We start from the raw sequence: 21,715 nt of genomic DNA, 5'->3' as shown, positions 1-21,715 counted from the left end.
CGCGGCGGCCGGGTCCGCGCCCCGCGGTCTGGAACAATGGGCCGTACCATGACGCAGCTCCCCGACGCCTCCGCGATCCATCCCGCCGCCCTCGACCTGGGGCGGCGGTTCGCCGCCGCCGGCCACGAGCTCTCCCTCGTGGGCGGTCCCGTGCGGGACCTCTTCCTCGGCCGGCCCGCCCTGGACCTGGACTTCACCACCGACGCGACGCCGGACGAGACGCTCGCCGTGGTCACGGGGTGGGCGGACGCGGTGTGGGAGATCGGCCGCGACTTCGGCACCATCGGGATGCGCCGCGGCGACGTCCAGCTGGAGGTCACCACGTACCGGGCCGAGGCCTACGACGCGGACTCCCGCAAGCCGCAGGTGGCCTTCGGGGACTCGCTCGAGGACGACCTGTTCCGCCGCGACTTCACCATCAACGCCATGGCCCTGCGGCTGCCCGGCCTGGAGCTCGTGGACCCGCACGGCGGGATCAAGGACCTGCACGCGCGGGCGCTGCGCACCCCGGGCGCCCCGGAGGACTCGTTCTCGGACGACCCCCTGCGCATGATGCGCGCCGCGCGCTTCGCGTCCCAGCTCGACGTGGAGGTGGCGCCCGAGGTGCGCACGGCCATGGCCGGCATGGCGGAGCGGATCGGGATCGTCTCGGCCGAGCGCGTGCGGGAGGAGCTCGTCAAGCTGGTCTGCGGGCGCCGGCCCCGCCGCGGCGTCGACCTCCTGGTGAGCACGGGGATCGCGGACGTCGTGCTGCCCGAGGTGCCCGCGCTGCGGCTCGAGACGGACGAGCACCACCGGCACAAGGACGTCTACCAGCACTCCCTGACCGTCCTGGAGCAGGCCGCGGCCCTGGAGTCGGGTCCGGACGGCCCCGTGCCCGGCCCGGACTTCGCGCTGCGCTTCGCCGCGCTCATGCACGACGTCGGCAAGCCCGCGACCCGGCGCTTCGAGGCGGACGGCGCGGTGAGCTTCCGGCACCACGAGGTGGTGGGCGCCAAGCTCACCGCCAAGCGGATGCGGGCGCTGCGCTTCGACAACGACACCATCAGGACGGTGAGCCGGCTGGTGGAGCTGCACATGCGCTTCTACGGGTACGGGGACGCCGAGTGGACCGACTCCGCGGTGCGCCGCTACGTCCGGGACGCGGGGGAGTGCCTGGAGCGGCTGCACCGGCTCACCCGGGCGGACGTGACGTCCCGGAACCGGCGGAAGGTGTCCCGGCTGGCCGCGGCCTACGACGACCTCGAGGCGCGGATCCAGGAGCTGTCCGCCCGCGAGGAGCTCGACGCCGTGCGGCCCGAGCTCGACGGCGAGCAGATCATGGCGGTGCTCGGCGTCCCGCCGGGGCCCGTGGTGGGCCGGGCGTACAAGTTCCTGCTGGACCTGCGTCTGGACGAGGGGGAGCTGGGGCCGGAGGAGGCCGAGCGGCGGCTGCGGGCCTGGGCGGCGGACGCCCTGTGAGCACCCGCCTCGGCACCGGCACGGCCGGGCCGGTGCCGGCGGCCGGGCGCCCGGAGGCGCTCCGGGTGGGGCCGGGGGTGCTGGCGGGCTGCGCCCTGTACGCCGCGCTCCTGGCGTACCTGACCAAGCTCCCGTGCCGGCTGGTCACCTGGGAACAGCCGGAGACCTTCCGGCAGCTCTGCTACTCGGACCTGCCCACACTGTATGCCTCCCGCGGCATGGCCGAGGGCCGGTTCCCCTACCTGGACGCCTCGGCGCTGCTGGAGTACCCCGTGCTGCAGACCGTGGTGGCGAGCGCCACCGGCGTCCTGGCCCACGCCGTCGACCCCCGCGCCGGCGTCCATGTCGGACAAGGCATATATTTCGACCTCAACGCGGTGCTCCTCGCCGCCGTGTGGGTGGCGGTCGTGCTGGTTCTCGGCCGGATGGTGGCGCACCCCGGCCACGCGGTGCTCGCGGCCCTGGCGCCCGCCGTGGTGGTCACCGGGTTCATCAACTGGGACCTGTGGCCGGTGCTGTGCACCGTGGCCGCCCTGCTCGCGTTCCGCCGGGACCGGTGGGCCCTGGGCGGGGTCCTGCTGGGCGTCGGCACCGCGTTCAAGCTCTTCCCGTTCCTGCTCCTCGGGGCGGTCCTCGTGCTGGCCGTCCGGCGCCGCGAGGCGGGGCCCGCGCTGCGGGCGGCCGCCGGCGCGGTGGGGGCCTGGGCCGCCGTCAACCTCCCCTTCGCCCTGCTGGACCCGGTGCAGTGGGGCTGGTTCTGGCAGTTCAGCCAGGACCGCGGCGCGGGCTTCTCCTCCGTGTGGCACTGGTGGAACGACGTCGCGGCGCCGCGGCTGGACATCCCGCTGCTCTCGGCCGAGGGGATCAACGTCCTGGCCCTCGGCGGCTTCGCCCTCGCCTGCGCCCTGATCCTGGTGCTGGGGCTCGTGGCGCGCGAGGAGCCGCGGCTGGAGCAGCTCGCCTTCCTGGTGCTGGCGGCGTTCGTGCTCTCCAACAAGGTGTACTCGCCGCAGTTCGTGATCTGGCTCGTGCCCCTCGTGCTCCTGGCCCGGCCCCGCGTCGGGGAGTTCGTGGTGTGGCAGCTCGTCGAGGTCCTGCACTGGGCGGCGGTTTTCAACTGGCTGGGCCACGTCACCGGGGGCGGGGAGGAGCTCGCGCTCGCCGAGGACGTCTACTTCACCACGGTGGCGCTGCACACGCTCGCGGTGGGCTACCTGGTGGTGCGCGTCGCGGCGGACGTGCTGCGCGGCCGCGGGACGAGCCCGTGAGCCCGCAGGGCGGCACGCCCCGGGGCGGGCCCGGCGCGCTGCTCGTGGGGCTGAGCCTCTACACGGTCATGACGGCCTGGCTGCTGCGGCTGCCGTGCCGGGTGCCCGGCCGGGGCGCGGCGGAGAGCCTCCCGGCGCTGTGCGCCACCGAGGTCGCCCCCGGGGAGCCCACCGGCGCGGGCGGGTTCTTCACGGGCGGCCCCGCGGGGGACCAGCCCGCCCTGGTCGGGATGATCAGCACGGTGCTCGGCTGGCTCGCGGACCGCGTCCCCGCGCTGCTCGGCGCCGACGCGGGCCGGGGTGCGTCCGCCGACCTGTCGGTGCTGCTGCTGGCGGCGGCGTGGATCGGCACGGTGGCCGCGGTCTCGGCGCTGTCGGGCCGGCGCGGGGCGGACGCGTTCGTGCTGGCGCTCGCGCCGGTGGCGGTCCTGGTCGGCTTCGGCACGTGGGACCTGCTCGCCGTGCTGCTCATGGTGCTGGCGCTGCTGCTCCACGTCCGGGGCAGCCCGGTGCCGGCGGGGATCGTCCTGGGCCTCGCGGCGTCCGTGGCGCTGTTCCCCCTGGTCGTCCTCCTGGCCGTGCTGCTCCTCGCCGTGCGGTACCGGCAGTTCCGGGACGTCGCGCTGGTCCTGGCCGGGACGGCGCTGACCTGGGCGCTGGTCAACGGACCGTTCCTGCTCTCGGCGGGGGACCGGTGGGCCCGGCAGCTCAGCACGCCGTGGGCGCAGCCCGTGGCGGGCTCCTCGCCGTGGGGCGTGTGGGCGCGGGTGGAGCAGGCGCGCACGGGCGCGGCCCCGGACCCCGCGGGCGGGGACCAGTACGTGCTCCTCGCCCTCGTGCTGGGCTTCGTGGCGGTGCTCGTGCTGACCCTGCTCACCCGGCAGGAGCCCAGTGTCGTGCAGATCGCGTTCCTCCTGCTGGCCGTGCTGGTGCTCGCCGGCCCCGGCTACTCGCCCGTCCACGCGCTGTGGCTGGCCCCGCTCGTGGTGCTCAGCCGGCGCAACTGGCTCGAGTTCGCCGCCTGGCAGCTCGTGGAGGTCCTGTGGTGGGCCACCCTGGTCCTGCCCGCGTCGGTCTGGCCCGTGCTGCCGGGACTCGGCCCGATCGGCTGGGACGTGCAGGACCTGCTCGCCGCCGTGCGCGTGCTGCTGCTGGCGCTGCTCGTGGTCGCCGTCGCGGTCGACGTCCTCCGGGGCGGCCGGGCGCGACGGATCGGGCTGTCCGAGCCCGGCTGAGCGCCCCGGCACCGGCTCCGCCGGGAGGGGGAGAGCATCCGCGCCACGCCCGCACGGGCTCATCCTGCCGGTGGTGCCGCCCCGCGCCGGCTCTCCCGTAGGTTGGTGGCGGAGAAGAACGACGAGTGCTCGGGAGGAGCGCCGGTGATCGAGATCGAGAACCTGACGAAGACCTACGGCGGCAAGACGGCGGTGGACGACGTCAGCTTCACCGTGCGCCCCGGCAGGGTCACCGGGTTCCTGGGGCCCAACGGGGCCGGCAAGTCGACCACGATGCGCCTCGTCGTCGGGCTGGAGTCCGCGACCCGGGGCAGCACCCGGGTCAACGGCAGGCCGTACGCCCAGCACCGGGCGCCGCTCGCGGAGGTGGGGGTGCTCCTCGACGCGAAGGCCGTCCACCCCCGGCGCACCGCCCGCGCGCACCTCGCCGCGCTCGCCGCGACCCACGGCATCCCGAGGTCCCGCGTCCAGGAGGTCGTGGACCTCACCGGGCTCGGGGCCGCGGCCGACAAGCGGGTGGGAGGCTACTCCCTGGGCATGGGCCAGCGGCTCGGCATCGCCGCGGCCCTGCTCGGCGACCCGCACACCGTGATCCTCGACGAGCCCGTCAACGGGCTGGACCCCGAGGGCGTCGTGTGGGTGCGCCACCTCGCCAAGTACCTCGCCGCCGAGGGTCGCACGGTCTTCCTGTCCTCCCACCTCATGTCGGAGATGTCCCAGACCGCCGACCACCTCGTGGTGATCGGCCGCGGCCGGATCCTCGCGGACGCGCCCATCCAGCAGATCCTCGCCGGCGGCCGCACGCGCACCCGCGTGCGCACCACCGACCGGGCGGCGCTGCGCCGCGCCCTGCAGGGCGCGGACGCCGGCATCACGGAGTTCGACGACGACGGGCTGCTGGTCACGGGCCCGGAGCCGCGGCGGATCGCCGAGGCCGCGCTGGCCGACGGGGTGCTGGTCCACGAGCTGACGCCCCTCTCGGAGAGCCTCGAGGACGTGTACATGGCCATGACCCAGAACGAGGTCGAGTACCGCTCCGGCGGCGCTCCCGAACCGACCGACCCGGCGCCCTGGGCGGGCGCCGACGCACGAACCGGAGACCGAGCATGAGCACCAGCACCTCGACCGCCCCCCGCCGGCAGACCGGCGCCCCGGATCCCGCCGGGCCGTCCCGCCACGCGTCCCGGGTGCACCTGGGCTTCGGCCGGGTGCTGCGCTCGGAGTGGATCAAGTTCCGGTCCCTGCGCTCGCACTGGATCCTGCTCGGCATCGCCCTGCTGCTCTCCCTCGGCTTCGCCGCCCTCTCGGCCTCGAGCGCGCTGACCTTCATCGACTTCAACGAGCAGGCGGCCCAGGAACAGGTCGACGCGATGCTGGACGGCCGCAGCCCGGAGGAGCTCGGGCTCACCGAGGAGGACGTCCAGCAGCAGAAGGACGAGTTCGTCGCCCAGTCCGAGCAGCAGATGACGGAGGGCTCCGGGCTGTCCCTGCCGGACGGCATGGGCTTCGGCGAGTACATGGCCATGTCCAGCGCCAACGGCGGCCTGCAGCTGGTCATGCTGCTCCTCGGCGCGCTCGCCGTGCTGGCGATCGGCTCGGAGTACTCCACCCGCTCCATCCAGACGACCATGACCGCGGTGCCGCGGCGCACGCCGGTGATGCTCGCCAAGACGGCCGTGCTCTCGGCCGTCACCTTCGGGTTCGGACTGCTGAGCGCCCTGCTGTCCCACCTGCTCGTGCAGCCGATCCTGGCGGGCGGGGACCTGGGGTACGACCTGCTGCAGGAAGCCGTGCTGCTCAACGTCCTGGCGGTGGGCGTCTTCTACATGCTCACGTCCTGGCTCGGCTTCGGCCTGGGCGCCCTGCTGAAGTCCACCACCTGGGGCATCGTGGTGCTCGTGGTGCTGCTGATGGTCCTGGAGATCGTGCTCTTCGCGCTCTCCTTCGAGTGGCTCGACGACGTCAAGCCGTACTCCCCGGCGGCGGCGGGCGCGCAGCTGACGGCGATGTACCAGCCCTCGGACGCCGTGCTGAACCACGTGGAGTCCGGCCTGGTCTACGGCGCCTGGGGCCTGGTGCTCGTGCTGGCCGGGATCCTGGTCACCAGGAGACGCGCGCTCTGACGGCCTCCCGCCGCGGCCACGGCGCCGGCCCTACGATGTGAGCTGGTGGGCCGGGACGCGGCCCGGACCTCCGGCGCGGGCGCCGGGCGGACCGACAGGGGACGGGAGCTGCGGTGTCGGTGTCACGGGAGCGGGAGGCCGGCCGGGCCCTCTCCGCGGTCGACGCCCGCGGCCTGCGGCGATCGCTGCTGCACTGGCTGACGGTCGTCGTGGTCCTCGTGACCGTGTTCGCCTCCGTGGTCAACTGGGTCTTCGTCGACCGGGAGCCGCAGGACCCGGTGGAGGCGTGGCTCGGGGGGCTCGAGAGCGGCAGCTCGCGGCAGCTGCTGTCCCGCACCGAGGACGTCGTGGCGGACCCCACCCTGACCATCTTCGCCAACCGCGTGTACCGCAACGCGGCGGGGCGGATCAGCGGCCACGAGATCCTCGGGGTGGACCGCACCGGCAGCCGCGGCGAGGTGCGGGCGCGCGTGTGGTGGGACGGGCCCGACGGCACCCGGGCCCGGGAGGAGGTCCACGTCTACCGGGTGCACCAGGTGCGGCGGACCGGCCCCTTCAACGACCAGTGGGAGCTGGACTCCCCGGACGCGGCACCGCTCTCCATCCACCTGCCCGCCGCCCTCGACGAGCTCTCCGTCAACGGTGAGAGCATCCGCCCGGACGCGGACGAGCGGGTGCCCGACCCCCAGGGTCCCGGCGGGACGTGGCGCTTCGAGGCCCTGCCCGGGGACTACGCGATCGGGTTGCCGGGCCACTCCTACTACGTGGCGGACCCGCCCCTGGAGCCGCACACCGTGGCGTTCCGGGACCCGCTGCCGGCCACGGTGGCGCTGCGCATCGAGCCCTCGCCGAGGATGTGGCAGGAGGTCGACGACCGGATCGAGGAGTGGCTGGAGGACTGCACGGCCTCGGAGGAGCTGTCCTCCGAGGAGTGCCCCTCGTCCCGGCGCTGGGCGGCGCCGGGGGTGCCCCTCGAGCCGTCCGCGGCGGCGTCCGGGGCCCCGGAGCCCGAGATCACCGGTGTCCGGTGGGAGCTGGTCTCCCGGCCCGCCCTGGTCCTGGTCCAGGACCCCGGCGACCCGCTGCGCTGGACCGCGGACCCCTACCGGCCCGCGGTGGCGCGGCTGAGCTACGAGGAGGACGGGGAGACGGTCACCGAGCGGATCGAGTTCCCCGTCCGCGCCACCGTGCGCTCCACGGGGCAGAGCGCGGAGATCAGCGTGGGCCTGGAGCAGCCGTGAGCGGCGCCTCGTGGGCCGGCTCCGCGGCGCGCCGGGGCGGGCGCCGGAGCCCGCCGAGCACGCGCTCGGCCAGGGCCCAGTAGGCCACCCCCGCCACGAGGGACGCGAGCACCGCCAGGGCCGGGCTCACCGGCGCCAGCGGGGGGTAGACCAGCCAGTGCGTCAGATAGATGTACAGGGACGCGCTCGCGAGCCGGGCCGTCACCCGGCGCAGGCCCACGGGCACCGGCAGGGTGGGCACCCACAGCAGCAGCAGGATCCCGGCGATCACGGTGGCCTCCCGCACGGTGCTGTCGAAGTAGCCCGGCACGGTGAGGAGGGTCAGGAGGGTCACGAGGGAGCGCTGCAGGGCCGTCCCCGACCGGGCCGCGACCCAGCCCAGGGCGAAGAGCCAGAACACCGGCGCGGGCTTGGGCAGCCCCGGGTCCACGATGTCGTACCGGCTGACCAGCCCGACCGCGAGCAGGCCGAGCGGGAACAGCCAGGGGGCGGCCCGCTCGGCGCGGTCGGCCCAGGGCAGCGCCATGAGCGCGGTCACGGCCACGAGGACGTAGACGAGCATCTCGACGAACCAGAAGTGCCACTGGGACGTGAGCTCCTGGGGCCCAACGATGCCGTTGAGCAGCAGGACGTTGGCGAGCGTGTAGTCGTCGGTGAGCAGGTGGGCCACGGCGATGAAGGCCACCGAGGGCACCACGATCCGTGCCAGGCTGCGCAGCTGGCGCCGCAGCCGGGGGAGCCGCTCCCCCGTCAGCTGGAAGCGCGCGAAGTTGTACCCCGCCACCGCGAAGAGCACGTGGGCGGTCTGGAACGTGAAGATCTCCACGTGCGTCATCACGATGCACACGATGGCGACCGCCCGGAGCACGATGCCGGTCTCCAGGAACGAGACGAGGCCCCGTCCGCGCGGAACGGGCCGGGGGGCCAGGTCCCGCACGGGCGTGAGGTGCCAGTCCGGCGGGAGGTGCCCGAGGGCCTGCTCCAGCCGCACGGAGGCCGCCACGTAGGACAGCGAGTCCCCCTCCAGGGACACGAACGTGTCGTCGTCGCCGACGTCGGGGCGGTCGAGCACCTCGGCGAAGATCCGCCGGACGTCCTCGGGCCCCTCGGCCCGGCGCTGCGGCGGCGCGGGCGCGGCGGGGGGCGCGGCGAGCGCCAGGACCGCCGGGTAGTCCACCTTGCCCGTGCCCAGGCGGGGCAGCTGCTCGACCGCGTGCATCTCGACGGCCGGGCGCGGCAGGCCGATGCTCTCGGCCACGAGCTTGGCGAGCAGGGACGTGTCCTGGTCCCCCTCGGCGGCCACGACCAGCCGCTCGTCGGAGCCGGCGGCGGCCGCGCTGACCCCGAGCTCGGCGAGGATCCGCTCGACCTGGCCGAGGTCCACGCGCAGGCCCACGATCTTGACGAAGCGGCTGCGCCGCCCCACGACCTCGTAGAGCCCGTCCGGGTGGCGGCGGGCGAGGTCCCCGGTGCGCAGCTCCTCGACCGTCCGCCCGGCGGCGAGGTCCTCGGGGTGCTCCGCGTAGCCGAGCATGACGTTGGGCCCGCTGTAGACGAGCTCCCCGTCCGGCAGCCCGTCCACGGGGTCGATGCGGAACCGCCCGCCGGGGATCGGCACCCCGATGGTCCCGGCGCGCTCCGTCGCCAGCTCCGGGGGCAGGTACGCCATCCGGGCGGTCGCCTCGGTGGCCCCGTACATCACGACCAGGTCCCAGCCGCGGCGGCGGCCGGTCCGGGCCCAGTGCTCGACCTTCTCCGGGGCGAGCCGGCCGCCCGCCTGGGTCACGCAGCGCAGGTGCGGGAGGTCGGTGTCCGCGAACCCGACCCGCTCCAGCAGCTCGAAGGTGTAGGGCACGGCGGCGAAGGACGTGGCGCGGTGGGCTCGGAACAGGTCCCAGAAGCAGGGGTCGACCACGGACAGGTCCGTCAGCACCAGCCCGGCGCCCCGGAGGAGGTGGCTGTTGAGCACCGACAGCCCGTAGCAGTAGGACATGGGCAGCGTGGTGGCGGCGCGGTCGTCGGGCCCGATGCCCAGGTACTCGGCGATCGCCTCGGCGTTGGCCGCGAGGTTCTCGTGCGAGAGCCGCACGAGCTTCGGGGAACCGGTCGAGCCGGAGGTGCTCAGCAGCAGGGCGAGGTCCGGGTGCAGCTCGTGCCGGCTGCCCGGGCGCCGCTCCTCGAGCACCGGGGTCCCGTTCCCGGAGCGCAGCACCACGTCGGGGTCGTAGGCCGCCACGAGCGCGTCGACGGCGGCCGGCTTGTCCGCCGGGACCAGCAGCAGCGGGTGGCCGGCCGTGAGGGCCGCGAGGTAGGCCACGAGGGAGTCGACGTCGTTGGACGCCGCGAGCACCGCCAGCCGGCGTTCCGGGCCCAGGCGCGCGGCCACGTCTTCGACGCGCCCGGCCAGCTCCCGGTAGCTCAGGACCTGCTCGCCCGTGAGGACGGCGGGGCGGTCCCCGTGGCGGGCGAGACCGGCGGCGAAGGAGACCCGGGAGAGGTCAGGTTGGATGCTCACCCGGTCCAGGGTAGAGAAAACCTTTAGCGAAGGAAAGTCTTGCCTAATTCGTCCGACATGCGGGATCGCCGGTTCGACGTGCCGTCGGCGGACCGCGGCGGCGGGGCCGTGACGGCCCGGTCGTCGACCAGCAGCGTGGGGGTGGTCCCGGCCGTGACCGTCACCGCCACCGGCGTCCCGACCGGGTGGCGCACGTTGTGGGGCTGCCAGGAGCGCAGCGTGCGCCCGGAGGCCAGCCGGACGTGGTGCAGCACGAACGCGCCGTGGTACTCGACCGCGCTGACCCGCGCGGGGGAGGCGGGGTCCGGCCGCAGCGCCACCTCGTGGGGCCGCAGCACCACGTCGACGTCGACGTCGCTGTCCGCCCACCCCGGCACGGTGGAGACGATGCCGATCTCGCAGGTGAGCAGCGCGCGGTGGACGCGGGCGGGCAGGAAGTCCGCGTCTCCCATGAAGGACGCCACGAAACGGGTGGCGGGCTGCTCGAAGACCTTCTCGGGGGTGTCGGACTGCTCGATCACCCCGTCGTGCATGACCACCACGCGGTGGCCGACCGAGAGGGCCTCCGTCTGGTCGTGGGTGACCAGCACGGCGGTGGTGCCGGTCTCGCGCAGCGTGGCCACGGTGTCCCGGCGCACCTGCGCGCGCAGCGACTCGTCCAGGCTGGAGAACGGCTCGTCGAGGAGCACCACGGCCGGGCGGGGGGCCAGGGCCCGGGCCAGGGCCACGCGCTGCTGCTCGCCGCCGGAGAGCTCGTGGGGGTAGCGGTGGGCGAGGTGCCCCAGCCGCACGAGCTCGAGGACCTCGCCCACGCGGGCCCGCCGGTCGGCGCGCGGGAGCCGGTCGAGGCCGAAGGCCACGTTCTTCGCGACCGTCAGGTGCGGGAACAGGGCGTGGTCCTGGAAGACGAGGCCCACCCGCCGCCGCTCGGGCTCCTGGAACCGGTGCCGGCCCGCCACCACGTCCCCGGCGATGCGGATGGTGCCCTCGTCCGGTCGCTCGAGACCCGCCACGAGGCGCAGCGTGGTGGACTTGCCGCAGCCGGAGGGGCCGATGAGCGTGACCAGCTCGCCGGGCGGGACCGTCAGCTCCAGCCCGCTGACGCCCACGGAGGACCCGTAGTGCTTGCTCAGCCCCTCCAGCACGAGGGCGGGCTCGGTGCCGCGGCTGCCGGGCGCGGTCTGCGCGCTCGTGGTCTGCACGGTCATGGGGACACCTTTCCGTGGCGGTCCGCGCGGTGGGCCTGCCGGACGAGGAAGAACACGGGCACGACCGCCGCCGCCACGATCACGAGCGCCGGCAGGGCCGCCTTCTCCCAGAAGTTCTCGCGCGCCAGCTCGTAGACCCACACGGAGGCCGTGGTGAAGCCGAACGGGCGCAGCAGCAGCACGATGGGCAGCTCCTTGACGGCGTCGATCATCACCAGGACGAGGGCCGTGGCGACCCCCGGGCGGGCGATGGGCAGGTGCACCCGGGTGAGGACCCGGAGCGGGGACGCGCCGAGGCTCTGCGCGGAGAAGGTGACGGTGGGGGAGATCTTGGCGAGGCTCGCGTCCACGGCCTGGTAGGCCGGGGCGAGGAAGCGGATCACGTAGGCGTAGAGGATGCCGAGCACCGAGCCGGTCACCAGCAGCCCCGTGCCCCCGGGCACGCCCGCCCGCTCGAGGGCGGTGTCCAGCCCGGCGAAGGCGATGAGGACGCCGATGCCCACCACGGCGCCGGGCACGGCGTAGCCGAAGGTGGTGAGCTGCGCCGCGAGGGCCACCGCCCGGCCGCCGCCCATCCGGACCCCGTGGGCGACCGCGAGGGAGAGCGCCACGCAGGCCACGGCGGCGATCCCGGCGACCACCAGGCTGTTGCCGAGGTACTGCGCGAAGCGCGGGTCCGAGAGGGACGCGGGGTTGCCGACCGCCTCCCCGACGGCCCACACGAGCAGCTGCAGCACGGGCACGAGGAACCCGGCGGAGAGGGCGGCGAGGCAGAGCAGGGTGGCGCCCCAGGCGCGCCACCCGGCGAGCCGCCGCGGCTGGAGGCCCTGGCCGCGGCCGCCCCGCTGGTGGAACCGGGCGCGGCCCCGGAGCAGCCGCTCGCCGGTCAGCACGGCCACGGCGAACAGCAGCACGAGCACGGCGAGCTGGGTGGCGGAGTGGAAGTCGAAGGTGCCCTTCCACACGAGGTAGACCCCCACGGAGACCGTCTGCACGTTGAAGTACTGCACCGTGGCGAAGTCCGTGAGCGTCTCCATCATCACGAGCGCGAGCCCCGCCGCGAGCGAGGGCCGGGCCAGGGGGATCAGGACCCGCCCGAGCGCGCGCCCCCGGCCGGCGCCCAGGGTGCGCGCGGCGTCGTAGGTCCCGGTGGTCTGCTCGACCAGCGCGGAGCGCGCCAGGAGGTAGACGTACGGGTAGAGCGTCAGGGACATCACGAGCACGGCCGCCGGCAGCGAGCGGACCTCGGGCACCCACACGTCCGGTCCCAGCAGGGAGCGCAGCGCCCCCTGCACCGGCCCGGCCACGTCGAAGACGGAGAGGAACACGAAGCCGAGGATGTAGGCCGGCATGGCCAGCGGCAGGACCAGCAGCCAGACCAGCACGTCCCGCAGGGGGAAGCGGAAGGCGGTCACGAGCCACGCCAGCCCGCCGCCCACCACGAGGGTGCCCGCGCCCACGCCCAGCATCAGCAGGAGCGTGGTGAGCACCATCCGGCCCAGGTCGCGCGGCGGGGCGGCGGTGCCCAGGCTGCCCAGGCCGTCCACGACCACGGCCAGGACCGGGGTGGCCACGACCACGGCGACGAGGACGACGAGCGCCGACCACGCCGGGCGCCCCGAGCCGGGCGCCCGGCGCGGCCGGCGGGTCGGTGTCCTCGTGTCCGCGAGGACGGCGGGTTCGGTCACTGGTAGCCGGCTTCGGCCAGCAGGTCCACGGCCTCGGCGTTGAGGTCCCCGTAGGCCTCGGCGTTCAGGGGCATCCGCTCGAACTCGCCGAAGGCCGCGATGGAGGGGGCGGGCTCCACGGAGGGGTTCACCGGGAACTCGTGGTTGGCGTCCACGAACGCGTTCTGGCCGTCGGTGGCGAGCCACTCGATGAGCCGCTGGGCGTCCTCGGCGTTGTCGGAGCCCTCGACCACACCGGCCCCGGAGATGTTCACGTGCGTTCCCGCGCCCTCCTGGCTGGCCCAGAAGAGGTCGACGTTCAGGTCCGGGTTCTCCTCGAGGGTGCGCGCCAGGTAGTAGTGGTTGTTGATCCCCACGTCGCACGTGCCGGCGTCGATGGCCTCGAGCAGCAGGATGTCGTTGCTCATGATCTGCACGTCGTTGGCGACCCAGCCCTCGACGATCTCGAGCGCCCGCTCCCGGCCGTGCAGGTCGATCAGGCTCGCCACGAGGGACTGGGTGTACGCCGAGGTGGCGTCCCGCATGCACAGCCGTCCCTGCCACTTCGGGTCGGCCAGCCCCGCGTAGGTCTCCTGGGGGTCGAACTCCGCCGTGTCGACGTTGTCCGGGTTGTACGTCACGGTGCGCGCGCGCATGGCCAGGCCGTACCACCGGCCCTGCGGGTCGCGGAGGTCCTCCGGGACCGCCTCCTCGAGGGCCGCGGAGTCCAGGGCGGCCAGCTCGTCCTGCCGGGCGGCGTTCCACAGGTTGCCCGCGTCCACGGTCATGAACACGTCCGCCGGGCTGTCGTCCCCCTCGGCCTTGAGCCGCTCGAGCAGCTCGGCGTCGTCGCCGGTGATGAACTCGACGCTGATGCCGGTCTCGTCGGTGAACTCGCCGAACGCGCCCTCGAGGTCGTAGTGCCGTGCCGAGTAGATCTGCAGGTCGGCGGGCTGCTCGCCCAGCCCGAGCGTGCCGCACCCCGTGACCAGGGTCGCCAGCGCGGTCAGGATGCCGGTGGTGGCGTACAGGGAACGACGACGCATCGGAGCCTCTTCCGGAGGGCGCGGCGCTCGGGGACCGCGCGACGATCATTTGGCAAGGAAAGCGTAACCTAATCGGAACGCCCCTCGCGTCGCGCCCGGGGCCCGGGCACGGGCTCCCCGAGGCACCCGGCCGAGCGCCCCGCCGCGGCCCGCGCCCCGGAGCGGTCCGCCGCGGCGGCGCACCGGAATAGCGCCCGCGGGCGGACCGTTGAACCGGTCGGGCCGCTCCCCGCGGAACGGCCCTCCCGCCTCCCCGTCCGTGCCGAAAGGACCCCCGTGGCTCCCGAGCCCGAGTACTACCGCCCCGTCCCGCTGAACAACGACCCCGGCCGCGCCGGGTACTCCCGGGCGCCGTTCGGCGCACCGTCCGGACAGCCGTTCGGCGGGGGCGGGCAGGGCGCTCCGCACCCCGGGCCGCCCGTGGTCAACGTGGTGGGCGGGAAGTCCGTGGTCCTCGCCTACGTCCTGTGGCTCTTCCTGGGCTGGCTGGGGATCCACAAGTTCTACCTGCGCCAGCCGGTCTGGGGACTGATCTACCTGTTCCTCGGCGGCCTGGGCTGGACCCTGGCGGGGGTCGGCGTCGGGATCCTGTTCCTGATCCCGTGGACGCTGCTGATGTTCCTGGACATCTTCACCATGCCGTTCCGCACGGCCTTCGTGAACGCCTCCATCGCCCGCAGCGCCTACCGCTGGTGAGCACCCCGTTCTGCCCGGGCCCGCAGATGTAGTAGTGTTGTGAGGTCTGTGTGCCCGCCGCCCGACGTGCGGCGCCGGCGCGCGGACGACGCTACAGAACCTCCTGCTGCGGAAGGACCGCAGCCGCTCAGCCCGAAGGAGGTGGGTTCGAACATGCGTGAGTACGAACTGATGGTGATCATCAACCCCGAGGTCGAGGATCGTGCCGTGGAGCCGACTCTCAAGAAGTTCCTCGATGTCGTCACCAAGGACAACGGGACCGTCGACAACGTCGACATCTGGGGCCGTCGTCGCCTCGCCTACGAGATCCAGAAGAAGACCGAGGGCATCTACGCGGTCGTGCGCTTCACCGCGACCCCGCAGACCACCCAGGAGCTCGACCGCGTCCTGAACCTCAACGAGGCCATCATGCGCACCAAGATCATCCGCCCGGAAGAGCAGAAGATCTCCGCCGAGTAGGACTTCACAGACCGATCATCGAGAGCGCCCCGACGGGCCCCCGGTGAGATGCTTGTGAGATCCCAGCACGTCCCGCACGACCGCGAACACCCTCGACCCGGGAGGTCCACATGGCTGGTGACACCGTCATCACCGTAATCGGCAACCTGACCGCTGACCCCGAGCTGCGCTTCACGCCGTCGGGTGCGGCCGTGGCCAACTTCACCGTTGCGTCCACGCCCCGCACCTTCGACCGCCAGTCCAACGAGTGGAAGGACGGGGAGACCCTGTTCCTGCGCTGCTCCGTGTGGCGGGAGGCGGCCGAGAACGTGGCGGAGTCCCTGCAGAAGGGCATGCGCGTCATCGTCCAGGGTCGGCTCAAGTCGCGGTCCTACGAGACCAAGGAAGGCGAGCGGCGCACCGTCACCGAGCTCGACGTCGACGAGGTCGGTCCCTCGCTGCGCTACGCGTCCGCGAAGGTCAACCGCAACGCCCGCTCCGGCGGGCAGGGCGGCGGCTTCGGCGGCGGTGGCGGCGGCCAGCAGGGCGGCGGCTTCGGCGCCGGCGCCCCGGCCGGCGGCGGGTTCGGGGGCGACTCCGGATTCGGTGGCGGCCAGCAGGGCGGCGGCTCCGGCTTCGGCCAGGGCGGCCGCTCCGGCGGCGGGCGTCAGCCCGCCCCGCAGGCAGCACCCCAGAACGACCCCTGGAGCCAGTCCTCCGGCGGGAACTACGACTGGGGCAGCGGCCAGGACGACGAACCGCCGTTCTAGACCTTCCGCACTTTTCCCATCCACCCCATCCCGCGGTGACAAGCCGCGGGCTCCACTCGAAGAACAAGGAGCACCACGATGGCCAAGGCTGAACTCCGTAAGCCCAAACCAAAGCAGAACCCGCTCAAGGCTGCCAAAGTCACTGAGATCGACTACAAGGACGTTGCGCTGCTGCGCAAGTTCATCTCCGATCGCGGCAAGATCCGCGCCCGCCGTGTCACCGGTGTGACCGTGCAGGAGCAGCGCAAGATCGCCCTGGCGATCAAGAACGCCCGCGAGGTCGCGCTGCTGCCCTACTCCGGCGCCGGCCGCTGATCAGAGAGGACAGACACTCATGGCAAAGATCATCCTGACGACCGAGGTCACGGGTCTCGGCGCTGCCGGTGACGTGGTCGAGGTCAAGAACGGGTACGCCCGCAACTACCTCTTCCCGCGCGGCTTCGCGACCCCGTGGTCGCGCGGCGGCGAGAAGCAGATCGAGAGCATCAAGGCCGCCCGCGCCGCGCGCGAGGTCGCCTCGCTCGAGGACGCCCAGGTCCTGGCCCAGAAGCTGACCTCCGCCACCGTGACCATCCCGGTCAAGGCCGGCTCCGAGGGACGCCTCTTCGGCACCGTCAAGGCCGAGGACGTCGCCAAGGCCGTCGAGGCCGCCGGCCTCGGCGCCGTGGACAAGCGCAAGGTCGAGCTGAACCAGCACATCAAGACCACCGGTGTGTACCAGGCCTCCGTGCGCCTGCACGAGGACGTCAACGCGAACGTCGAGTTCGAGGTCGTCCCGGCCTGATCGGTTCCTCCGGTCCGTCCGAGCACAGAGGGCCCCCGCGGTGCGCCGCGGGGGCCCTCTGCGCGTTCCCGGGGTCCCCAGGCGTGCCGGTCAGCGGGGCCGGACGGCCTCGACGACGACGTCGAGCGCCGTCTCGGTGGTGCGCACCTGCTCGGCGCGCAGCAGGTCCAGGCCCTTGCCCTCGAGCACGGCGACGGTCTCCTGCAGGGTCGGCCGGGGCACGGTCGGGGGCGGCCCCTCGACGCTGCCGGGGGCGTGCGTGATCCACAGCAGCCGGCCCCCGGGAACGAGCCACTCGGCGGCGCGGCGGAGCAGGGAGAGGTCGTGCTGGAAGTACGCGGCGACGATCAGGTCGAACTGCAGGGGCACGGCGTCCGGCCCCGAGCGCTGCTCCTGCTCGGGGGACCAGGTCCGCAGGTCGGCGATCAGGGCGCGGCCCGGGAGGCCGCGCTCCGCCAGGGCACCCGCGACGGTCCGCACGGCGCTGGGGGAGAAGTCCACGGCGGTGGGGTCGTAGCCGGCGACCGCCAGGGCCAGGGTGTGGCGGCCGGTGCCCGCCCCGAGGTCGAGGGCGGTCGGCGGGCCGTCCGCGGGCTGCCGGTCCGCCCGGTCCAGGAGGGCGGCGACCTCCGGGTGCGGCTGGGCGCCGTCGGGGGAGGACTCCCCGGAGGCGTACCGGTCCTCCCACATGCGCTGGTTGTCGTCCACGGGCATCTCCTGGGTGGTTCGGGCGGCTGGGTCGGGCGGTTCCGGATCTCGCGGGCGGCGCGGCGGTGCCGCCGGGCGCCCCGGGGGACAATGGGTGCATGCCCTCCCTGATCTCCCGCGTCACACCGTCCGCCCTGTACTGGTTCGGCGTGGGGTGCCTGCTCTTCACGGTACTGGCTTTCGCCGTGGCGTTCCTGGGCGGCAACTCCGCGGGGACCGAGACCTCCATGGCGTTCTTCGTGATCGGGTTCGTCGCGGCGGCCGTGGGGGCGACCGTCACGGCGGTGGTGGCCCTCGCGGGAGCCGTCGGGTTCGCGGCCGCCCGGGTCCGGTTCCTGGTGCTGCTGGGCCTCTCGGTGCTGTGCCACCCGCTGCTGTGGCTGGCGCTGCTCGTCTCGGTGGCCTGACCGCCCCGGCGCGGCGCTCCGCCGGGGTGCGGCGGCTCCGCTCGATGGACCTCCGGCAGGGGCCTCCGACGTGGGCCGGAGCACGAGGTGGAAAACACAGTGCTGTGGACGGTGCCGGTGTTGTCCGCACTGTCCCTGCACAGGGTGTGCATCGACATCAGCCCAGGTCAGAGCGGATTTCGCGGAGTTCCACAGCAGACTTTCCACAGTCTTCTCCCCAACCTGTGCACAGCCGTCCACGGCGTTTTCCACCGGTTGTCCACAGGGTGGAAAACCGCGTCGGCTGGTAGGGTTTTCGGTCCTCCGCGCGCCGGTCGCCCGCCGCGGACGGCGATCGGCGGGCTAGGCTCGGGGCACCCGGGCCGGACCGGCCCGGAAGCCCCTGCGGAGGAGGAGCGGCGGATGTCCCCACGCACTCGTGTGGCCCTGGCGCTGGGCAGCGGCGGCGCCCGCGGCTACGCGCACATCGGTGCCATCCAGGTCCTCGAGGAGCGCGGCTACGACATCGTGACCGTCGCGGGAAGCTCCATGGGGGCCCTCGTGGGCGGGCTCCACGCCGCCGGCCGGCTGGAGGCGTACTCGCAGTGGGTGCTGGGGCTGAGCCAGCGGGACGTGCTGCGGCTGCTGGACCCGTCCCCCTCGGCGCCCGGGGTGATCCGGGCGGAGAAGATCATGGCGAAAGTGCGCGAGCTGCTCGACGGCATGCTCATCGAGGACCTGCCCATCCCCTTCACCGCGGTGGCCACGGACCTGCTCGCCCGCAAGGAGGTCTGGTTCCAGGAGGGCCCGGTGGACGTGGCCGTCCGCGCGTCGATCGCCCTGCCCAGCATCATCACCCCCGTCATGCTCAACGGCCGGCTGCTCGCCGACGGCGGGATCATGAACCCCGTGCCCATCGCCGCGACCGTCGCCACCCGCGCGGACGTGACGGTGGCGGTCTCCCTCTCCGGGGGGCAGCAGTCCGGGGAAGGCCGGGTCCCCGCCCACGAGACGGCCGCCGCGCGTCCCGCGGAGGAGTGGGTGGGGCGGTTCCGCCGCGGCGCCTCCCACGTCCTGGACCGCGAGCTGACGCGCAGCGTCCTGGAGCGCTTCGCGGAGACGCGCGGCCGCGGCGCGTCGTCCCGGTTCCCGCGCTCCGCCGGGGCCGTCCCCGCCGACGTGGGCGAGGCCCTCGTGCAGGACGTCGTCGAGGAGGCCGTCGAGGAGGCCGTGGCGGAGGGGTTCGGCGTCCTGCCGGCGGGGCTGCGCACGCTCGACGTCATGCAGCTGTCCCTCGAGGTGCTGCAGTCCATGGTGCTGCGCTACCGGCTGGCCGGCTATCCGCCCGACCTCCTCGTCACCGTGCCGAAGAGCGCCGGGCGGCTGCTGGACTTCCACCGCGCCGGGGAGCTCATCGAGCTCGGCCGGCGGATGACCGAGGAGGCCATCGACCGCGCCGACGACTTCCCGCCGGCGCGGCCGGACCCGGAGGACTAGTCCGCCTGGATGATCTCGTCCAGGTTCGCCTCGTTCGAGATCACGTCGTACTTCAGCATCAGCTCCGAGAGCGTCTCGAGCTCGTCGCGGTCCACCTCCGCGTCGAACTCCTCCAGCCGGAGGTCGGCGGCGACCTCCTCCGGCATGTTGAGGAAGCTCACCAGGGTCTCGCGCACCCGCTCCGGGTTGTCCTGCGCGAACTCGAGCGCGTCCTCGATCGCGGCGTCGTAGTTCTCGAGGACCTCCGGGTTCTCCTCGGCGAACGCGGCGCTGCTGAAGGTGACCATGGTGTCGAGGCCCGGCACCGTGTCCTGGTAGTTGTAGCCGACCAGCTCGGTCTGCTCGCCGTTGATCAGCTGGGTCAGGAACGGCTCCGGGACCCAGGCGGCGTCGATCTCCCCGCGGTCCAGCTGGGCCGGCATGTCCTGGAAGGGCATCTCCACGAACTCCACGGCGTCGGGGTCGCCGCCGTCCTGGCTCACGGCCTCCTTGATGGTCAGGTCGCCCTGGCCGTTGACCGTGTTCACCGCGACCCGCTTGCCGGCCAGATCGGCCCAGGAGGCGATGCCCGCGTCCCGGTTGGCGGCGACACCGGTGATGTCCTCGCCCTCGGGCAGGGAGCTGCTGTAGCCGCTGAGGATCTTCATGTCGAGGCCCTGGTCCTTGGCGAGGATGACCGAGAGCGGGTTGCCCACGCCGATGTCCATGGAGCCGCCCGAGACGGCCGGGAGCATGGCCGCACCGCCCTGGGCGGTCTCGATCGTGACGTCCAGGCCGTGCTCCTCGAAGATCCCCTCGTCCAGGGCGAGCTGCACGGGCGCGGACGGCGCGATGGGGATGACGCCGATGGTGAGCGGCTGCAGCTCCTCGCCGCCCCCGCCGGTGGTCCCCCCGCCGCCGCAGGCGGTCAGGGCGAACGTCAGGACGGTTCCGACGGCGGCTGCGCTGGCGAACGGGTGCTTCATGGTGGGTCCTCTTCCTCGGGTCGGTCCTGCCGGCGGCCGGCACCGGTGAATCCGCTGTGACATGCATCACGCACGCCGGTGTCCTCACCGTAGAGGCAGACCGTTGGATTCGTCAACGGTTGTGGCTCTGAACCGTTGCGTTGTCCCCCGAAGAGAACCGGGCGGGCTCACTGGTCGCGCAGCAACGCCTCCACGGTGCGCGCCAGGTCCAGCAGCACGGCGTCCGCGCCCGGGCCCGCCGCGAGCTCAAGGCCCACCGGCAGGCCCTCCGCGGTGCGCCCGGCGGGGATGCTGATCCCCGGGGTGCCGAGGATGCCCGCCAGGTCGGAGTGGCGGGTGAAGGTGTCGAAGGTGGGCACGCGCCGGCCGTTGAGCTCCACGGTCTCGTCGTCGCCGATCGGCCGGGCCGTCAGTGGGCACGTCGGCTGCACCAGGGCCGTCACCCCCTGGCCCTGGATCGCCCCCGTGTACAGCCGCAGGGCCAGCCGGCGCTCCTCCTGGGCCGCCCGGTAGTCGTCGTCGGCGGCGCGGAAGACCTGCGCCAGCTCCCAGATCCGCCGCACGTCCGGGCTGCCGATCCCGTCCCGGACCTCGTCCAGGGAGTGCCCCGTGCCGCGGGCCTCCAGGTAGGCCTGCAGATCGGGCAGGAACTCGTGGAGGGCGATCGTCATCCCGGCCGCGGCGGCCAGCTCGCGGGCCGGCCGGACGTCGACGCCCACGAGCTCCGCACCGGCGGCCTCGAGCGCCCGCAGGGCCGCGCCGAAGACCGAGTCCACACCCGGCTCCAGGTCCTCGAGGAACAGCTCGGGCACGCCCAGCCGGACGCCGTGCAGCGGGCCGGGCCCCTCGTCGTCGAACTCCAGGTGCCGCGCACCGGGCGCGCCGTGCGGGTGCTCGCCCGCGAGCAGGGCGTCCAGCAGCACCACGTCGTCCACGGTCCGGGCCATGGGGCCGATCGTGTCCCGCGAGTGGGCGATCGGCAGGACGCCCGACGACGGGTAGCGGCCCAGCGTGGGCCGGAACCCCACGATCCCGCAGAGGGCGGCGGGGATCCGGGCCGAGCCCCCGGTGTCCGCGGCGACCGCCGCCGGGACCAGGCCCACCGCCACGGCCACCGCCGAGCCCCCGCTGCTGCCGCCGGGGCTCAGCGCCGGGTCGGCGGGGTGGCGCACCGGGCCGAACGAGCCGTTGTTGGACGTGATGCCGAAGGACAGCTCGTGCAGGTTCGTCTTCAGGGTGAACAGGGCGCCCGCCTCGCGCAGCCGGGCCACCGCCGGGGCGTCCCGGCCCACCACGTCCCGTTCGAGCGCTCGCGTGCCGCCCGTGGTCGGGAACCCCGCGACGTCCACGATGTCCTTGACCGCCAGCGGGATCCCCGTCAGCGGGCCCCGCGTCTGCCGCCGGTCCAGCGCATGGGCGAAGATCCGCGCCAGCTCCGGGTCCGCGCTGATCACCGCGCCCAGCCGCCGCGCCGCGGGCAGGCGCTCCAGCAGGGCGTCGAGGTGCTCCACGTGGCTGATCCGGCCCGCCGTCAGCTCCGCCCGAGTGGTCCGGATGTCCCACGAAAAGGGACCGCTGAGATCTGTGCTGAGCGTCATGGTCCATGGTGTCCACGGACGGGCCCGGGCGGCAAGCGGTGTCCGCGGTCGGTGCGAGAATGGAGGGGCTGCCCGGAAGGTCGGGGCGTCGTCGTCGTGTGCGCACCCT

20 protein-coding genes are annotated in these 21,715 nt (G+C 73.7%); 13 read left to right on the top strand and 7 right to left on the bottom strand.

Annotated elements, in window-relative coordinates; genetic code table 11:
* Positions 1-48 precede the first annotated feature (48 nt).
* From ACPYN7_RS12065 to ACPYN7_RS12040, 6 genes are all read left to right on the top strand, one after another.
* Positions 49-1,461: a CCA tRNA nucleotidyltransferase gene (locus tag ACPYN7_RS12065; RefSeq protein ID WP_424347811.1), complete on the top strand. Its 1,413-nt coding sequence runs from the start codon at positions 49-51 to the stop codon at positions 1,459-1,461.
* Positions 1,458-2,729: a glycosyltransferase family 87 protein gene (locus ACPYN7_RS12060; RefSeq protein ID WP_424347810.1), complete on the top strand. Its 1,272-nt coding sequence runs from the start codon at positions 1,458-1,460 to the stop codon at positions 2,727-2,729. The genes ACPYN7_RS12065 and ACPYN7_RS12060 overlap by 4 nt, the downstream gene beginning before the upstream one ends.
* Complete coding sequence (locus tag ACPYN7_RS12055; RefSeq protein WP_424347809.1) at positions 2,726-3,964, top strand: glycosyltransferase 87 family protein; 1,239 nt, start codon at positions 2,726-2,728, stop codon at positions 3,962-3,964. The genes ACPYN7_RS12060 and ACPYN7_RS12055 overlap by 4 nt, the downstream gene beginning before the upstream one ends.
* A gap of 144 nt (positions 3,965-4,108) precedes the next feature.
* Positions 4,109-5,074: an ATP-binding cassette domain-containing protein gene (locus tag ACPYN7_RS12050; protein ID WP_058873278.1), complete on the top strand. Its 966-nt coding sequence runs from the start codon at positions 4,109-4,111 to the stop codon at positions 5,072-5,074.
* Complete coding sequence (locus tag ACPYN7_RS12045) at positions 5,071-6,087, top strand: ABC transporter permease subunit (protein ID WP_058873277.1); 1,017 nt, start codon at positions 5,071-5,073, stop codon at positions 6,085-6,087. Before ACPYN7_RS12050 ends, ACPYN7_RS12045 begins: the two co-directional genes overlap by 4 nt.
* A gap of 113 nt (positions 6,088-6,200) precedes the next feature.
* A complete protein-coding gene (locus ACPYN7_RS12040; protein ID WP_424347808.1) occupies positions 6,201-7,328 on the top strand; it encodes a hypothetical protein in 1,128 nt (375 codons plus the stop codon).
* On the opposite strand, the gene ACPYN7_RS12035 is transcribed toward ACPYN7_RS12040, so the two are convergent.
* From ACPYN7_RS12035 to ACPYN7_RS12020, 4 genes are read right to left on the bottom strand one after another with little or no spacing between them, the layout of a single operon-like run.
* The gene (locus ACPYN7_RS12035) at positions 7,303-9,843 is read right to left on the bottom strand and encodes an AMP-binding protein (protein ID WP_424347807.1); all 2,541 of its coding nucleotides are present in this window, start codon (positions 9,841-9,843) and stop codon (positions 7,303-7,305) included. The genes ACPYN7_RS12040 and ACPYN7_RS12035 overlap by 26 nt on opposite strands.
* A gap of 23 nt (positions 9,844-9,866) precedes the next feature.
* Positions 9,867-11,051 (bottom strand): ABC transporter ATP-binding protein, encoded by a 1,185-nt coding sequence (locus ACPYN7_RS12030; protein ID WP_082696973.1) that lies wholly within the window; start codon positions 11,049-11,051, stop codon positions 9,867-9,869.
* A complete protein-coding gene (locus tag ACPYN7_RS12025; RefSeq protein ID WP_424347806.1) occupies positions 11,048-12,739 on the bottom strand; it encodes an ABC transporter permease in 1,692 nt (563 codons plus the stop codon). Before ACPYN7_RS12025 ends, ACPYN7_RS12030 begins: the two co-directional genes overlap by 4 nt.
* Positions 12,736-13,764, bottom strand: a complete 1,029-nt coding sequence (locus ACPYN7_RS12020; protein ID WP_424347805.1) for an extracellular solute-binding protein — start codon at positions 13,762-13,764, stop codon at positions 12,736-12,738. The genes ACPYN7_RS12025 and ACPYN7_RS12020 overlap by 4 nt, the downstream gene beginning before the upstream one ends.
* A gap of 276 nt (positions 13,765-14,040) precedes the next feature.
* Between ACPYN7_RS12020 and ACPYN7_RS12015 the strand changes: the two genes are divergently transcribed.
* From ACPYN7_RS12015 to rplI, 5 genes are all read left to right on the top strand, one after another.
* Positions 14,041-14,460, top strand: coding sequence for a TM2 domain-containing protein (locus ACPYN7_RS12015; RefSeq protein ID WP_058873272.1), 420 nt, complete (start codon positions 14,041-14,043; stop codon positions 14,458-14,460).
* A 153-nt stretch (positions 14,461-14,613) separates the two neighbouring features.
* Positions 14,614-14,919, top strand: a complete 306-nt coding sequence (gene rpsF / locus ACPYN7_RS12010; RefSeq protein WP_058873271.1) for a 30S ribosomal protein S6 — start codon at positions 14,614-14,616, stop codon at positions 14,917-14,919.
* Positions 14,920-15,029: 110 nt separating this feature from the next.
* On the top strand, positions 15,030-15,668 hold the full coding sequence (locus ACPYN7_RS12005) for a single-stranded DNA-binding protein (RefSeq protein WP_058873270.1): 639 nt from the start codon (positions 15,030-15,032) through the stop codon (positions 15,666-15,668).
* A gap of 78 nt (positions 15,669-15,746) precedes the next feature.
* Positions 15,747-15,983, top strand: a complete 237-nt coding sequence (gene rpsR, locus ACPYN7_RS12000) for a 30S ribosomal protein S18 (RefSeq protein WP_017835048.1) — start codon at positions 15,747-15,749, stop codon at positions 15,981-15,983.
* A gap of 19 nt (positions 15,984-16,002) precedes the next feature.
* Positions 16,003-16,452 (top strand): 50S ribosomal protein L9, encoded by a 450-nt coding sequence (gene rplI / locus ACPYN7_RS11995; RefSeq protein ID WP_058873269.1) that lies wholly within the window; start codon positions 16,003-16,005, stop codon positions 16,450-16,452.
* 90 nt (positions 16,453-16,542) lie between these two features.
* On the opposite strand, the gene ACPYN7_RS11990 is transcribed toward rplI, so the two are convergent.
* The gene (locus ACPYN7_RS11990) at positions 16,543-17,160 is read right to left on the bottom strand and encodes a class I SAM-dependent methyltransferase (RefSeq protein WP_424347804.1); all 618 of its coding nucleotides are present in this window, start codon (positions 17,158-17,160) and stop codon (positions 16,543-16,545) included.
* Positions 17,161-17,258: 98 nt separating this feature from the next.
* On the opposite strand from ACPYN7_RS11990, the gene ACPYN7_RS11985 reads away from it, so the two are divergent.
* Positions 17,259-17,567, top strand: coding sequence for a hypothetical protein (locus ACPYN7_RS11985; RefSeq protein ID WP_058873267.1), 309 nt, complete (start codon positions 17,259-17,261; stop codon positions 17,565-17,567).
* Positions 17,568-17,969: 402 nt separating this feature from the next.
* A complete protein-coding gene (locus ACPYN7_RS11980) occupies positions 17,970-19,043 on the top strand; it encodes a patatin-like phospholipase family protein (RefSeq protein ID WP_424347803.1) in 1,074 nt (357 codons plus the stop codon).
* Here the strand turns inward: ACPYN7_RS11980 and ACPYN7_RS11975 are convergent.
* Positions 19,040-20,008: an ABC transporter substrate-binding protein gene (locus ACPYN7_RS11975; protein ID WP_424347802.1), complete on the bottom strand. Its 969-nt coding sequence runs from the start codon at positions 20,006-20,008 to the stop codon at positions 19,040-19,042. The two genes, ACPYN7_RS11980 and ACPYN7_RS11975, sit on opposite strands and share 4 nt — an antisense overlap.
* A gap of 167 nt (positions 20,009-20,175) precedes the next feature.
* Positions 20,176-21,606 (bottom strand): amidase family protein, encoded by a 1,431-nt coding sequence (locus ACPYN7_RS11970; RefSeq protein WP_424347801.1) that lies wholly within the window; start codon positions 21,604-21,606, stop codon positions 20,176-20,178.
* Between the last annotated feature and the right edge of the window lie 109 nt (positions 21,607-21,715).

Origin of the sequence: Kocuria sp. CH-021, assembly GCF_049716185.1 — a bacterium.
Taxonomy (GTDB): domain Bacteria; phylum Actinomycetota; class Actinomycetes; order Actinomycetales; family Micrococcaceae; genus Kocuria; species Kocuria cellulosilytica.
The sequence above is the reverse complement of the archived record's forward strand: the minus strand, read 5'-3'. Positions and strand labels throughout refer to the sequence as shown.